Annotated in this window: 12 protein-coding genes; 7 read left to right on the top strand and 5 right to left on the bottom strand. The window is 45.7% G+C overall.

The window, feature by feature from the left end; translation table 11 throughout:
* Positions 1-98 precede the first annotated feature (98 nt).
* From acrB to priA, 5 genes are all read right to left on the bottom strand, one after another.
* A complete protein-coding gene (gene acrB, locus ACO59Y_RS00205; protein ID WP_486129609.1) occupies positions 99-3,185 on the bottom strand; it encodes a multidrug efflux RND transporter permease subunit AcrB in 3,087 nt (1,028 codons plus the stop codon).
* Positions 3,186-3,198: 13 nt separating this feature from the next.
* Positions 3,199-4,395 carry a multidrug efflux RND transporter periplasmic adaptor subunit AcrA gene (gene acrA, locus ACO59Y_RS00200; RefSeq protein ID WP_486129607.1) on the bottom strand — a complete coding sequence of 399 codons (1,197 nt, stop codon included), beginning with the start codon at positions 4,393-4,395 and terminating at the stop codon, positions 3,199-3,201.
* A 31-nt stretch (positions 4,396-4,426) separates the two neighbouring features.
* On the bottom strand, positions 4,427-4,990 hold the full coding sequence (gene acrR, locus ACO59Y_RS00195; RefSeq protein WP_486129605.1) for an efflux transporter AcrAB transcriptional repressor AcrR: 564 nt from the start codon (positions 4,988-4,990) through the stop codon (positions 4,427-4,429).
* Between the two features lie 142 nt (positions 4,991-5,132).
* Positions 5,133-5,897, bottom strand: a complete 765-nt coding sequence (gene ftsN / locus ACO59Y_RS00190; protein WP_486129603.1) for a cell division protein FtsN — start codon at positions 5,895-5,897, stop codon at positions 5,133-5,135.
* Positions 5,898-5,996: 99 nt separating this feature from the next.
* Positions 5,997-8,189: a primosomal protein N' gene (gene priA, locus ACO59Y_RS00185; RefSeq protein ID WP_486129601.1), complete on the bottom strand. Its 2,193-nt coding sequence runs from the start codon at positions 8,187-8,189 to the stop codon at positions 5,997-5,999.
* A gap of 126 nt (positions 8,190-8,315) precedes the next feature.
* Between priA and trmB the strand changes: the two genes are divergently transcribed.
* The 7 genes from trmB to napH all read left to right on the top strand — a co-directional run.
* Entirely contained in the window at positions 8,316-9,056 is a 741-nt protein-coding gene (gene trmB, locus ACO59Y_RS00180) for a tRNA (guanosine(46)-N7)-methyltransferase TrmB (RefSeq protein WP_486129599.1), read from the top strand.
* 319 nt (positions 9,057-9,375) lie between these two features.
* Positions 9,376-9,720: a YggL family protein gene (locus ACO59Y_RS00175; protein ID WP_486129597.1), complete on the top strand. Its 345-nt coding sequence runs from the start codon at positions 9,376-9,378 to the stop codon at positions 9,718-9,720.
* A 221-nt stretch (positions 9,721-9,941) separates the two neighbouring features.
* Complete coding sequence (gene napF, locus ACO59Y_RS00170) at positions 9,942-10,481, top strand: ferredoxin-type protein NapF (protein WP_486129595.1); 540 nt, start codon at positions 9,942-9,944, stop codon at positions 10,479-10,481.
* The gene (locus ACO59Y_RS00165; RefSeq protein ID WP_373603779.1) at positions 10,474-10,758 is read left to right on the top strand and encodes a chaperone NapD; all 285 of its coding nucleotides are present in this window, start codon (positions 10,474-10,476) and stop codon (positions 10,756-10,758) included. The genes napF and ACO59Y_RS00165 overlap by 8 nt, the downstream gene beginning before the upstream one ends.
* 35 nt (positions 10,759-10,793) lie before the next feature.
* Positions 10,794-13,277: a nitrate reductase catalytic subunit NapA gene (napA, locus tag ACO59Y_RS00160; RefSeq protein WP_486129592.1), complete on the top strand. Its 2,484-nt coding sequence runs from the start codon at positions 10,794-10,796 to the stop codon at positions 13,275-13,277.
* 58 nt (positions 13,278-13,335) lie between these two features.
* On the top strand, positions 13,336-14,151 hold the full coding sequence (napG, locus tag ACO59Y_RS00155; RefSeq protein WP_486129591.1) for a ferredoxin-type protein NapG: 816 nt from the start codon (positions 13,336-13,338) through the stop codon (positions 14,149-14,151).
* The coding region (gene napH / locus ACO59Y_RS00150) for a quinol dehydrogenase ferredoxin subunit NapH (RefSeq protein WP_486129589.1) at positions 14,151-14,979 on the top strand (829 nt) is incomplete at its 3' end. The genes napG and napH, both read left to right, overlap by 1 nt.

Below are 14,979 nucleotides of genomic sequence, written 5' to 3'. Positions count from 1 at the left end.
GCACCCGTTGGGTGCGTTTTTTTTTGACTTATAAAAATAGCACCGCATTGGAGCCTGTCTCAATGCGGTGCTATTTTCAAAGTGCAATTAAAGTGCAATTAATGCGCGGGTTTGCTTGCGTTTTCTTCAAACACCGGTAACGGTTTGTGTTCGGTCGCCACATAGCTGTACACCACAGGCAATACGAACAGCGTGAAAATGGTGCCGATGGATAAACCGGCTACAATAACGATACCGATACTAAAACGCGATACCGCGCCGGCCCCCGTTGCATAAAGCAGCGGAATCAAACCGGCTACCATTGCAGCGGTAGTCATCAAAATCGGACGTAAACGCACTTTTGCAGCAGCGGTAATCGCGTCAATGCGATTCTTACCGTGCAGTAACTGCTCTTCTTTCGCCACTTCGCACATTAAAATACCGTGCTTGGTAATAAGCCCAACGAGGGTAATTAAGCCCACTTGCGAATAAATATTCAAGGTGGTGCCTGAAATACCGAAGAAAGATAACAAGTTAAGCATCAATAACGCACCGCTTACCGCCAATGGCACGGAAATCATAATCACCATCGGATCGCGAACCGATTCAAATTGAATCGCCAACACCAAGAAGATAATGATCACCGCTAAAGCGAAAGTGACCGCCAACGCGTTGCCTTCCTGTATCAGCTGACGCGATTCCGATTTGAAGTCGTAAGTATAGCCTTGCGGAAGAGTGCTATTCGCTTGTTGTTGCAACCAAGCTACCGCATCGCCGGTGGAACTGCCCGGCATCGGCACCGCACTGATGGTCGCCGCATTTAATTGACTAAAGCGCGGTAACGAAGTCGGTTGGGTTTCAAGTTTTATGCTAATCAAACTGCTCAGCGGTACGGCTTCGCCATTGCTGGCATTTAAGTAGTAATTGTTGAAACTTTCCGGTGATAAACGATCGTCGCGTTTTACTTGCGAAATCACTTTATAAGCCCGCCCATCGATATCGACTCGAGTAATGGTGGCGCCCGACAAGAAACTGCCTAACGTATTACTGATTTGTTGCATGCTGATACCGTAAGTTCCCGCTTTTTCCTTATCGACGGAAATCGTCATCTGCGCGGTATCATATTTCAAGTCAAGATTGGTATAAATAAACTTACCCGACGCTTTCATCGCTTGTAAAAATTTCTCGGCGGTATTAGCTAAAGCATTATAGTCTTGCGCCGTTTTCAACACGATGGAAACCGGCGGACCTTGTTCTCCCGTATCGATTTCTGGGAAGTTAAAGGCAGACACGGAAACTTCCGGAATGCTTTTTGCCTTCGCATTCAGTTCGTTCATAATTGCTGCTTGTTTGCGAGAACGTTCGTTCCAATCTTTCAACGTCACGATATTCAACGATGCGTTAGAACTCGGCGCGCCGGCGATACTCATTCCAAACGATACTTCCGGCATCTCCATCAAATTTTTCATATAAGGCTGCATCGCATCTTGAATGTAGTCCACGTTTACATTAGACGGCGCCGAACCGATAGCGATAAATGCCCCCTTGTCTTCATTCGGCGTCAATTCGCTGGAAAGCGAATTGAAAAGAAACGGCAAACTTGCAAAGATCGCCATCGCAAAAACCACCATAGATTTACGGTTTTGCATCACGATGTCCAACATATAGTTATACAGCGCATTCATTTTTCCGAGCGTATGTTCGACTTTGCGTTCCATCCAAGTCGGTTGCGCATTGGATTTCAGCAATTTGCTGGTCATCATCGGTGACAGCGTTAATGCCACGATACCCGAAATGAACACCGCACCGGCAAGCGTTAAGGCGAATTCTTTAAACAGCGTACCGGTAATACCGCCCATTAAAGCCATCGGAGAATACACGGCGATTAAAGAAATCGTCATGGAAATAACCGGCAAGGCAATTTCGCGCGTACCGATAATTGCCGCACGGAACGGCGTTTCCCCTTCTTTAATATGTCGATCCACGTTTTCCAATACGACAATCGCATCGTCCACCACCAAACCGATGGCAAGAATGAGCGCTAACAATGTCATCAAGTTAATGGAAAAATCTAAACTTTGTAACATCATTAACACCCCGATTAAAGAAATCGGAATGGTTAACACCGGAATTAAAATGGCGCGCAGCGAGCCGATAAACATCAAAATCACCACCAACACGATCACCGTTGCTTCAACGATGGTTTTTACCACTTCATTGATCGAGCTGTTAATCGCAATGGTGCGGTCGTAGAGGATGTCGGATTCAATACTGTCCGGCAATTGTTTCTTAATGTTGTCGTACAACGGACGAATTTTTTCCGCTACCGTCAACGGGTTGGCGGAAGAGGTCGGGTTAATGCCTAATACTACAGAATCCGCGCCGTTAGCGGTGGCGCGCGAGTTATCGCTTTCTTTATTTAATTCAATGGTGGCAATATCGCGTAAGCGCACTAAATCATCGCCATTTGAAGCCACAATCAGGTTACCCAATTGCTCGACAGATTTCGTGGTGGTTTCCACTTTGTTGCGATAAGTCACATAGTAACCGTTGTCGCTACCCGCGGCGGTTTGTACGTTGTTCGCCGACAGTGCGGACATCACAGCAGGGGCGGAAAGATTTTGCCCGGCCATTTTTTGCGGATCCAACCAAATACGCATTGCATATTCCGCGGCACCAAAGATTTGTACTTCCGCCACCCCCTCAATGGTAAAGAACTGCGGTTTCACCACACGGTTGATATAGTCGGTTACCTGGCTGGAATCGAGTTTCTTGGAACGGAAACTAATATACATAATCCCCGTACCGCCCGATGAAGATGCCACGGTCGGATCTTCAATCCCGCTCGGTAACTCGGAGCGCACCGCATTGACCTTCGCCAATACATCCGCAAGCGCCCCTGCCGGATCCGTATTAAGTTTCATTTTTACAGTGATGGTAGAAGAGCTCGGTGCACTTGAGGAAGACATATAATCAATATTGTCCGCTTGGGCGATCGATTCTTCCAGTTTTGAGGTGACAAAAGCTTGAATCAAGTTTGCATCTGCCCCCGGATATGCGGTGGTTACGGTAATGACCGTGGTCGTCATTTTAGGATATTCACGCACGGCCAATTTCGAGATTGCTTGCAAACCCAAAATAATGATCAACAAGCTAATCGAAACCGCTAAAACCGGGCGACGAATAAATATATCGGTAAATTTCATTCGTATTTCCTAATTAAAGATTGGTTTTCTGCGCCGGTGCGGTGCCGCCAACAATATCTTTCTTAATCCACTCAACAAGGCTGCCGTTACCGATGCCTTGTTGACCGCCGGTAACGATTTTATCGCCAACTTTCACTTCATCACCTTGTAATTGAGAATAAATACCTTGGCGATCTTTAGTAAAGACAGTGATTTGTTTCGCGCGATACAGTGAATCCAATTTCGGGTTATCGGCAAATTTAGCTTTATCTTCTTCAGATAACGGCTCTAACAAATAAGAAATTTCACCATACATGTTATAGCTTATCGCCACTTGCGGCACCACAATTTGGTTGGTTTCGGTCGGCAGCGCGACATGCAAGCGCGAGAACATACCGGAAAGCAATTTTTTACTGTCTTCCGCATCAAACGTCGCTTGTACATCCACCAAACCGGTTGTCGAATTAATCGCCGGTTCAATTGCGCTAATCCGGGCGGAAAAAGTTTCGCCTTGACGCGCATCGGTGGTGGCGGTAACGCGTTGACCGATGGTTAATTTGTCCAAGTCATTTTGCGAAATGGCGAAATCAACTTTCATTGAACTGGTATCTTCCACCCGCACAATTTCCGTTCCGACATTCACATATTGACCGACATTCACTTTCACGATACCGGTTTTACCATCAAACGGCGCGACAATTTGACGACGTTGGATGGTTGCTTTTAACGATTCGATATTCGCCACTTGCGCGTCATAGGCGGATTTTGCATTGTCCGCTTCTTGACGGGATACGGCTCCGCCGGCCACCAAATTAGCATAACGTTGATAGGTTTGCTGAAGCGCCGGAAGTTGAGCTTGTGCTGCTTGAAGACTGGCTCGTTCAACTGAACTATCCAGTTCAACCAATAAATCGCCTTTCTTCACGTTTTGACCGTTTGTCACTAACACGCGCGAAACGCTCCCTGCATTTTGAGCACTTAGCATCGCTCCTTGATTCGGACGAACCAGCCCGGTGGTATGAATAACCGGCGTCCATTCGCTGGCGCGCACTTCCAATGCGGTGACCGGGCTGGACTGCTCCGGCATATTCGCTAACGCTTTGCCAATCATAATGCCGCGTAACACATTAAAGCCAATGACAGCGGCAAAAATTAAGACAAACACGACTAAAATGATTTTCATAAAGAAAACATGTGAGCGTTTCGGTCTTTGGATTTGAGTTTGACTCATTTAAAAAAACTCCCGTTAATATTTAAGAGGATTACTTCTGAATTGCCCGCCAAGAGCGTTCAATCACAGATTCTAAAATTTCATTGTTGAGCGACACATTGATAAATTTCATATCCGTCGCAATCACAATAGACGTTTTTAAACTTAACAAAAAAAGAATATCGTCAGGTAAGTCCGCCAAAATATCAGCCTTGCGGGCCTGCCGACAAAAGAATTCCCAACGATCGTTTTTCACTCCCCGGCAAATTTCAAAGAAATTCGGTAGCAATTGATATTGATTCAAATTGGACAAAATCGTGGGATTCTCTTGCAAAAATTGCCAAATGTTCCACCACATTTGTCGATATTGTTCAAAAAAAGGTTTAGATTCGTCGAAATCTTTCTCCAGTGTCGCCATAAATATGGCAAACACGCGTCGAGCAAATTGTTCCAGTAATTCATCCTTATTTTTAAAATAAAGATAAATCGTGCCGACCGCCATATTGGCTTCTTTTGCCAACTTATGCATCGAAAGCTGAGTTAGGCCTTCTTTTGCCATTAAGCGATCGGTTGCCATAAAAATTTGCTCGGCTAAATCTGTTTTAGTATGTTGCATAATAGAATTTAGGTTAAAAATTGAAAGAAAGGACATTCGGACCGGTCAAATGAATAGGCGTTCATTCTATGTTTTTTTTCGTTTTTAGCAAGCTAAAAATAAAAAAGCACGGTTATTTTCACCGTGCTTGCTTGATTTCAGATTACATCCCGATAATTACGCAACTGATCACCTCTTTGGCCTTATCTTGCGCTTGTACCGCACCCTCTCGATTTGGAAACGGCCCCACGCGCACGCGATTCCATTCTCCCGCTTCCAGCACCTGCGCATTCACGCCGGCCATTGCCAAACGACCTTGTAAACTCTCCGCTTGGGCACGGTTCTTAAAAGCACCGCATTGAAGGCCAAAGCGCTTACTACCGGCGGCTACCGTTTCCACTGGTTTACTTTCTGCCGCTTTAGTCTCGACTTTCTTCGCCGTTTCAACTTTGACAGCTTCGGCTTTTTTCACCGTTTCTGCCGACTTTCTCGCTTCCGCTTTAGCCTCATCGGTTTGCGCCGTTTCCTGAGCTTGTGCTTTTTGCTCCGCCGCTTTACGCATATCTTCCGCCGCCTTTTGCTCTTTTTCCATTTGAATCAGCACTTGGCGCTGTTCTTCCGTTAAACGCATATTTTTTTCCACGCTGGACGGTTTATCATCCACCGGCACGGTACGAGTTTCCAAAGCTTTAATATAACTCCACACTTCTTCCGGGCGATTCGGTAAAACACTTTTCGGCTGCGTTTTTTCCGGCGCCGGCGCTACGGAAGCCGTCCCCTCCGGAGCCTTACTTTTCAAAAAATAAAGTCCCGCGCCAAAAGCAAATAACACCGCGAAAGCGATGCCAATCAGCATATTTTTATTATTGCTGTCTTTCTTTTTTTTCTTATTTGAACCGCGACGCGCGGCGAAATCTCGATGAGCCACAATAAAATCCTAACATATCCGTTTAACCCCAAACGGGAAATAAAAAGCGCCTAATTCTACTGAAAAAGGCGATTATTGGCTAGTGTAAATATCCGACAATCAAGTCAGATCCTGCGGATCTACATCTAATATCAAACGCACTTGAGTGTTTTTTTCCACATGCGAAAAACGGTATTCCCGTAACGCATTTTGTAAGACTGTTCGCGAAGTATGTTGCAACAACAACTGCCAACGAAATCGTCCGGCCTTTTTGCTAAAAGGCGCCGGCAACGGGCCAAGAATCTGTAATCCCGTAATATTCTTCTCGCGGAAAAAATCCGCAATTCGTGCCAATTGGTTTTCTGCCGCCTCTGAATCGCGCGCCTGCGCTTTGAACAATGCTTGGAAACTAAAAGGTGGCAAGCCCATGGCACGGCGTAAACGCAAGGTTTCTTGCGCAAACGCTTGATAACCGTGCGCCAGCAACGCGATCAATAAAGGATGATCGGGATAATGAGTTTGTAGCACCACTTCCCCTTGTTTTTCTGCCCGTCCGGAACGTCCCGCCACTTGCACATAAAGCTGTGCCAAGCGTTCTTCCGCACGGAAATCCAAGGAAAATAAAGCGCCGTCCACGTTTACCAAAGCCGCCAAAGTAACATTCGGAAAATGATGCCCTTTTGCCAACATTTGCGTGCCGATAAGAATTTGACTTTTGCCCTGCTGAATATCTGTCAAATAACCTTCCAACTTCCCTTTGCGCGCCGTGCTGTCGCGATCAATACGCGCCACGGAATAGTTCGGGAAGCGGGCTTTTAACGTTTCTTCCAATTGTTCGGTGCCCAATCCGGTGGTTACCAAGTGTGTGCTCCCACAAGCACCGCATTGACGCGGCACCGTTTTCTGCGAGCCGCAATGATGACAGCGCAATGCGCGTTGATGTTGGTGATAAGTATAAGGTTTTTCGCAATGGGGACATTGCGCCATCCAACCGCATTCGTGGCACAGCAACACCGGCGCGAAGCCACGTCGATTCAAAAACAACAACACTTGATTGCCTTTTTCCAAATGGCTTTGCATACGTTCCAACAAAGGTTGCGACAAGCCGTTTTGTACGCGCTGATTCTTTAAATCAATGACAAATTGACGAAGAGTTCCCGCATTTCCTGCTCTTTTTGATAGCACCAAATGCTTAAATTTACCGTTTTGTACGTTATTAATGCTTTCCAAACTTGGCGTTGCCGACCCCATCAGAACCGGAATATTGAGCTTTTGAGCCAGCACGATGGCCAAATCGCGTGCGTGATAGCGCCAGCCGTCATGCTGTTTGAATGACGCGTCGTGTTCTTCATCCAAAATAATGCAACCCAAATCGGCAAATTGCGTAAATAGCGCTGAGCGGGTGCCGATCAGCACCGCATTGAGCCCGCTTCTGGCGCGCTCCCACACATTCAACCGTTGGGTGTCGTTTAAATTCGAATGCAACACGTCGATTTCTACGTTAAAACGCGCTTTGAAACGTTGCACCGTTTGCGGCGTCAGTCCGATTTCCGGCACCAGCACCAACACCTGTTTACCGACTTTCAACATTTCTTCGATATATTGCAGATAAATTTCGGTTTTACCCGAGCCCGTCACGCCGTCCAACAGCCATACGTTAAAATCGCGTTGAAACATCAGTTGACTAAACGCCAACGCTTGTTGTTTGTTCAACGTTAAGCGATTTTCCGAATTCACCAAAGTCTTGTTGCCCAAGGCTTCCCGCCAACTTTTAGGTTCGATATGAAGGCGTATTTCGTCCACCAAATGTTTACCTTTCAAGGCCGACCAAATTGTTGTCGAAAACCCATTATTGCCCTTTTCCAAATCTTGCTCGAGCAAACATTGCAAGGCTTCCGCCTGTTTTTTAGAACGTTTCAGTTCACCTTGTGCAAGCGCTTTTTCGCCCGCCGCATTAATGCGCCAAAATGTGCGCTCTTCTTGCGCCAATTTTTCACCGTTACGCAATTTCACCGGCAACGCCTGAAACAACACTTCGCCGATCGCCGCCTGATAATAATTCGCTGCCCAATGCAGCCAATCCCAATAAATCGGTGCAAATAATGATTCCTCATCCAAAGGTTCAAGCACGGTTTTTAATTTCTCCGCCGACATCGCCGATTGCGCCGCCAACTCCACCACTATCGCCAGCCGCTTTTGCGAACCGAAAGGCACCCAAACGCGCCCGCCCGGCGGTAACGGCATATCGTCGGGTGCGAGATAATCAAACAAATGGGGAAGCGGCACAGCAAGCGCCACGCGGACAATTTTCATAGCAAGCCTTAGGAAAAATTCGAGGGGAAAATCCGGCTTATTATACGGAAAAGCCCGATAAAGATCGAAAGGATCGCGATTTCGTGTATAATCGCCGCCAATTTTTTTCACGCCAAAATATCCGTTATGACACAAACTTTTGCTGATCAAAAACGTAAAACCGTAGAAACCGCCGAATTCACTGAAGACGGCCGCTACAAACGCAAAGTGCGCAGTTTCGTGCTACGTACCGGACGTTTAAGCGAATTTCAAAAAAACATGATGAATGACAACTGGCCGACGCTAGGCTTGGATTATCAGAAGGAACCTTTTGATTTTGCGAAAATTTACGGCGACGACAAACCTGTTGTGCTGGAAATCGGTTTTGGTATGGGAAAATCCTTAGTGGAGATGGCCGCCGCCAATCCCGATAAAAACTACCTCGGTATCGAAGTACACACACCGGGCGTAGGTGCCTGCATCGCTTACGCAGTGGAAAAAGGCGTGAAAAATTTACGTGTGATCTGCCACGATGCCACCGAAATCCTGCGCGACAGTATCGCCGATAGTGCGCTCGGCGGCCTGCAACTGTTCTTCCCCGACCCTTGGCAGAAAGCCAAACATCACAAACGTCGCATTGTACAGCCGCATTTTGTCGCACAAGTTGTACAAAAACTTCGTCGCCACGGCTTCATTCATATGGCCACCGATTGGGAAAACTATGCGGAACAGATGTTGGAAGTGCTAAGCGCCAACAGGGAATTAGTAAATACCGCAAAGAGCGGAGACTATATTCCGCGTCCGGATTTTAGACCTTTGACAAAATTTGAGGCACGCGGGCATCGACTCGGGCATGGAGTGTGGGATTTGTATTTTGTGAAGAAATAATTTATTTCTCTGAAAAATTTATTTGCTTCCTTTTTGTTTAAGTATCATCGGCGAAATCCGATATAAAAATAACCATAAAAAAACAAAAACATTCCTGCGAAATTATGTAGCAAATGTACCAAACCGTTGAATCAAGCGTTAGCATCAAACATAGCACCGCATTGAAAGCGGCTCCAATGCGGTGCTATTTTGCAAAGGTAATTCCGGCGTTGTGCAACCGCTACATAATTTCCCATTCCTGTCCACAAACCCAATGCCAAAATTCCCAATTTAATATAGAATACCCGCCCGATTTAACCTCAACCATTAGGAGAAACCCATGGCTAAATCCCGTAATCAACGTCAACGCAAAAAACTCCATCTTGCCGAGTTCCAAGAATTAGGTTTTTTGGTGAACTTTCAATTCGCCGAGGGCACCACTATCGAAACAGTGGATGAAATCATCGATCGTTTTATCGCCGAAGTGATTCAACCGAATGGGTTGGCTTATGAGGGCAGCGGTTACTTGCACTGGGAAGGTTTGGTGTGTTTGGAAAAAATCGGTAAATGTGACGAAAGCCAGCGTGAAGCGGTGAGAACATGGCTTGAAGCAAACGGTTTGCAACAAATCGAAATCAGCGAATTGTTCGATATTTGGTGGGAATATCCGACAAAGAGAGTCTAGTTTAATCCATCAAAAAACGGCGTGGAAAGGTGGTTTTTCACGCTGTTTTCATTTCAGTATCAAAGGAATTTATGTTTAATTTGTTCAATATTTGATCTACCACAACAAAAGTTCACTTTTTACCAAATTACCCCTTTTAGGTAGTTTTTATTATCTCTGCTCAAAAGCATAATTCAGTGCTTAAAAATTGTCTTGAAAAACCATATATAAAAGGCTGTTTGATGACCGTTGAAAACTTATCACGCCGACAACTGTTACGTGGAAAACTTTTAACATCGTTACAGTCAAAAAGCGAGCAAACCGAAGATTTTGCCCCGATTCGTCCGCCTTGGTCAGTGACTGATGAGGAATTTATTGCTCAATGTACGCGTTGCGGAGAGTGCCTCAATGTTTGTGAGACGCACATTTTGGTTAAAGGTGATGGCGATTTTCCGGAATTGAATTTTGAACACGGCGAATGCACTTTTTGTGGAAAATGTGTCGATATCTGTGAACAGCCGATTTTTCGTTCTAAAGAGGAAACGCCTTGGTCATACAAGATCAGCATTTCAACCGGATGTCTTACTGAGCACCGCATTGAATGTCGTTCCTGCCAAGATAGTTGTCCCCAAAACGCCATTCGTTTTCGTTTACAATTAGGTGGCGTGGCAAAACCAAGTGTAGCCTTGGAAAGCTGTAATGGATGCGGTGCTTGCGTAGCGAGTTGTCCAACCAAAGCAATTAGTATTAGAAGAGGAATAGTTAACGATAACCATGAATAATGCTAAAATTTTAACGATGAATGACGCTGAAGATTGGCATGTAGTCGGCTTATATATTCAAGCCAATCCACAGAAAATGGCTTCAATTAAAGCCACCCTTTTGTCCATTCCACATACTGAAATTCCTACCGAAGATGATGTTCAAGGAAAATTAGTGGTAGTAATGCAATCTCATGATGAGCATATTTTATTAGACAATATGGAAGCGATAAAAGACATTGATGGAGTGATTACTGTCTTACTGGTTTATCATCAGCAAGACGAGCATTCAAAATAATTTTTAATTAAACAAAAATAGTGGGGGAAAACGCTATGAATTTAAGTCGTCGAGACTTTATGAAAGCCAATGCGGCCATGGCAGCTGCAACGGCTGCGGGATTAACCATCCCGGTCAAAAATGTGGTTGCGGCCGAATCCGAAATTAAGTGGGATAAAGCTGTTTGTCGTTTCTGTGGTACGGGTTGTGCCGTACTGGTGGGAACCAAAGACGGACGTGTTGTAGCGTCGCAAGGCGATCCGGATGCGGAAGTAAACCGTGGGTTAAACTGTATTAAAGGCTATTTTTTACCGAAAATTATGTACGGTAAAGACCGTTTAACACAGCCAATGCTTCGTATGAAAGACGGTAAATACGATAAAAATGGTGATTTCACGCCAATTAGTTGGGATATGGCATTTAAAACCATGGCGGAGAAATTTAAAGCAGCAATTAAGGAACTTGGCCCTAATGGCATCGGTATGTTTAGTTCCGGTCAAACTACCATTTTTGAAGGCTACGCAAAATCCAAACTATGGAAAGCCGGTTTCCGTTCTAATAACATCGATCCAAATGCCCGTCACTGTATGGCATCTGCTGCAGTAGCGTTCATGCGTACTTTTGGTATGGATGAACCTATGGGTTGCTATAACGATATTGAACAAGCAGAAGCCTTTGTGCTTTGGGGTTCCAATATGGCGGAAATGCACCCGATTTTGTGGTCTCGCATTACTGACCGTCGTTTATCCAATCCGGATGTTAAAGTTGCGGTGCTTTCTACCTTCGAACATCGTAGTTTTGAATTAGCTGATTATGGTTTAATTTTTAAACCACAAACTGACTTAGTCATTTTAAACTACATTATCAATTACTTAATTCAAAACAATGCCATTAACTGGGATTTCGTTAATAAACACACTAAATTCAAACGTGGTGAAACCGATATCGGTTATGGTTTACGCGATAACCACCCATTACAAAAAGCCGCCAAAAATCCAAACAGCGGTAAGATGTATGACAGTAACTTTGAAGAATTAAAAGCCCTAGTTTCTGAATACACCTTAGACAAAGCTCATGAAATGTCCGGCGTGCCAAAAGATGTCTTAGAGAACTTGGCGAAATTGTATGCGGATCCAAAACGTAAAGTCGTGTCTTTCTGGACCATGGGCTTTAACCAACATACACGTGGTGTGTGGGCGAACCACTTAATCTATAACATTCACCTCTTAACCGGTAAAATTTCTATTCCGGGTTGCGGTCCGTTCTCTTTAACCGGTCAACCGTCTGCCTGTGGTACGGCGCGCGAAGTCGGTACCTTTATTCACCGTTTACCGGCAGACTTAGTGGTTACCAATCCAAAACACCGTGAAATTGCGGAAAAAATTTGGAAACTGCCTGCCGGTTTAATTCCTGATTTGCTTGGTTTCCATGCAGTGGCACAAAGCCGTGCACTAAAAGACGGCAAAATGCGCGTGTTATGGCAAATGTGTACCAATAACATGCAAGGTGGCCCAAATATTAACGAAGAAACCTTCCCGGGTTGGCGCAATCCGGACAACTTTATCGTAGTGTCCGACCCATACCCAACAGTTTCTTGCTTAGCCGCCGACTTAATGCTTCCGACAGCAATGTGGGTAGAAAAAGAAGGGGCTTACGGTAACGCAGAGCGTCGTACGCAATTCTGGCGCCAACAAGTCAAAGCGCCGGGTGAAGCAAAATCTGACGTATGGCAGCTAGTAGAATTCTCTAAATATTTCACCACCGATGAAATGTGGCCGGCTGAAATTCTAGAGAAAAATCCGGAATATAAAGGTAAAACCTTATATGAAGTGTTATACCGCAATGGTCAAGTGGATAAATTCCCATTAAGTGATCTTGCAGAAGGCCAATTAAATGATGAGTCCTACGACTTCGGCTTCTATTTACATAAAGGCTTATTTGAAGAATATGCTTCATTCGGTCGTGGTCATGGTCATGACTTGGCACCGTTTGATATGTATCACAAAGCACGTGGCTTGCGTTGGCCGGTAGTTGACGGCAAAGAAACCTTATGGCGTTACCGTGAAGGCTATGATCCGTATGTAAAAGAAGGCGAGGGTGTGGCGTTCTACGGCTATCCGGATAAAAAAGCGATTATCCTTGCTGTGCCTTATGAGCCACCTGCAGAATCACCGGATGAAGAGTACGACTTATGGCTATCTACCGGTCGTGTGTTAGAACATTGGCATACCGGTACGATGACTCGTCGTGTGCCTGAGTTACACCGTGCCTTCCCAAACAATCTTGTTTGGATGCACCCATTGGATGCTGAGGCTCGAGGTTTACGTCATGGTGACAAAGTTAAGGTTTCATCTCGTCGTGGTGAAATAATTTCTTACTTAGATACACGTGGACGTAACAAACCGCCTCGCGGCTTGGTTTACACCACTTTCTTTGATGCAGGCCAGTTGGCAAACAAATTAACGTTGGATGCGACTGACCCGATTTCAAAAGAAACCGACTACAAAAAATGTGCGGTAAAAGTGGAAAAAGCAGCCTAAACGTATCACTAAAATAGCACCGCATTGAGCCCTTGCCCGATGCGGTTAAGAAAAGAAAATGAAGAAACCTATCCTTAATCCTGAACGCAGAAAATTTTTAAAAGACGCCGGTAGAACCGCCGGCGGCTTAGCCAGCGTGGGGATTTTGTTGGGGTTACAACAAAGCCAAAGTCTTGCTCGCGAAGGCGTGGCGTTGCGCCCCCCTTTTGCTTTGCAAGATGCCAAAGCCTTTTCGGCCGCTTGTATCCGCTGCGGACAATGCGTACAAGCTTGTCCTTACGATATGTTGTACTTGGCGTCTTTATTATCGCCATTGGAAGCGGGCACGCCGTACTTTATCGCACGCGATAAACCTTGCGAAATGTGCCCGGACATTCCTTGTGCCCACGCTTGTCCTAGCGGTGCCCTGGATCGTTATGCGACGGATATCAACGAATCGCGTATGGGGCTTGCGGTATTGCTCGATCATGAAACCTGCCTGAACTGGCAAGGGTTACGTTGTGATGTGTGTTATCGGGTTTGCCCGTTAATCGATAAAGCGATTACACTGGAAAAGCAACATAATCCGCGTTCGGATAAACATGCTTTATTTATCCCGACCGTGCATTCCGACGCCTGTACCGGCTGCGGAAAATGCGAACAGGCTTGCGTGCTAGAGGAAGCAGCGATCAAAGTATTACCGATGGATCTCGCTAAAGGTATGTTAGGCAAGCATTATCGTTTGGGCTGGGAAGAAAAGACAAAAGCCGGTCATTCTCTCGCGCCGAAAGATATGATTTCGTTGCCAACGCGTACACCGGAAGCCGCCGCAACGGCGACTATGCCGGAACCGGCGGAACCGATTTTGGCACCGACTTTAGGAGGGGCTAAATAATGGCGAATGCACCAAAATACGCAGGTAAAGAATCCCGTGAAAAATGGGGTTGGTGGTATGCCAATCGTTTCTTATTTTGGCGCCGCTTAAGTCAATTTAGCATTCTCGCAATGTTTTTAAGCGGGCCTTATTTAGGCGTATGGATTCTAAAAGGCAATTATAGCGGAAGTTTATTGCTGGATACCGTACCGTTAAGCGATCCCTTAATTACGGCGGAAAGTTTGGCCGCGCGTCATTTACCCGATGTGTTGACCTTAATCGGAGCGGTAATTGTCGTGTTGTTTTACGCCTTACTCGGCAGCAAAGTTTTTTGCGGCTGGGTATGTCCGTTGAATGTGGTCACCGATGCGGCCGCTTGGTTACGTCGCAAACTCGGTATTCGTCAAACCGCCAAACTTTCTCGCGGCTTGCGCTATGGTATTTTAACCATGATTTTAGCGGGCAGTGCGGCAAGCGGTATGCTTCTCTGGGAATGGATTAATCCCGTTGCAGCATTCGGTCGCGCTTTTATATTCGGCTTCGGCGCAACCGCTTGGTTATTGTTGGTCATTTTTCTTTTCGATTTATTAATTGTAGAACACGGCTGGTGCGGCCATCTTTGCCCGATTGGCGCCACTTATGGCGTTATCGGTGCAAAAAGCTTAATCCGAATTAAAGTGATTGATCGCGCGAAATGCGACAATTGTATGGATTGCTACAATGTCTGCCCGGAAGCCCAAGTGTTACGTTCGCCTTTACACGGCAAAAAAGACGAAAGCCTTCTCGTGCTTTCTAAAGATTGCATCAGCTGCGGACGTTGTATTGACGTTTGCGCTGAAAAAGTTTTTA

The organism is Rodentibacter sp. (assembly GCF_057314195.1).
This window is presented reverse-complemented; position numbering and strand designations above follow the sequence as displayed.

Bases quoted from the DNA above. Each gene is read 5' to 3' on its own strand.
- napF (WP_486129595.1), top strand. From the start codon at position 9,942: ATGACCGTTGAAAACTTATCACGCCGACAACTGTTACGTGGAAAACTT.
- acrR (WP_486129605.1), bottom strand. From the start codon at position 4,990: ATGCAACATACTAAAACAGATTTAGCCGAGCAAATTTTTATGGCAACC.
- napG (WP_486129591.1), top strand. From the start codon at position 13,336: ATGAAGAAACCTATCCTTAATCCTGAACGCAGAAAATTTTTAAAAGAC.
- napA (WP_486129592.1), top strand. From the start codon at position 10,794: ATGAATTTAAGTCGTCGAGACTTTATGAAAGCCAATGCGGCCATGGCA.
- acrA (WP_486129607.1), bottom strand. From the start codon at position 4,395: ATGAGTCAAACTCAAATCCAAAGACCGAAACGCTCACATGTTTTCTTT.
- ACO59Y_RS00165 (WP_373603779.1), top strand. From the start codon at position 10,474: ATGAATAATGCTAAAATTTTAACGATGAATGACGCTGAAGATTGGCAT.
- priA (WP_486129601.1), bottom strand. From the start codon at position 8,189: ATGAAAATTGTCCGCGTGGCGCTTGCTGTGCCGCTTCCCCATTTGTTT.
- trmB (WP_486129599.1), top strand. From the start codon at position 8,316: ATGACACAAACTTTTGCTGATCAAAAACGTAAAACCGTAGAAACCGCC.
- ACO59Y_RS00175 (WP_486129597.1), top strand. From the start codon at position 9,376: ATGGCTAAATCCCGTAATCAACGTCAACGCAAAAAACTCCATCTTGCC.
- acrB (WP_486129609.1), bottom strand. From the start codon at position 3,185: ATGAAATTTACCGATATATTTATTCGTCGCCCGGTTTTAGCGGTTTCG.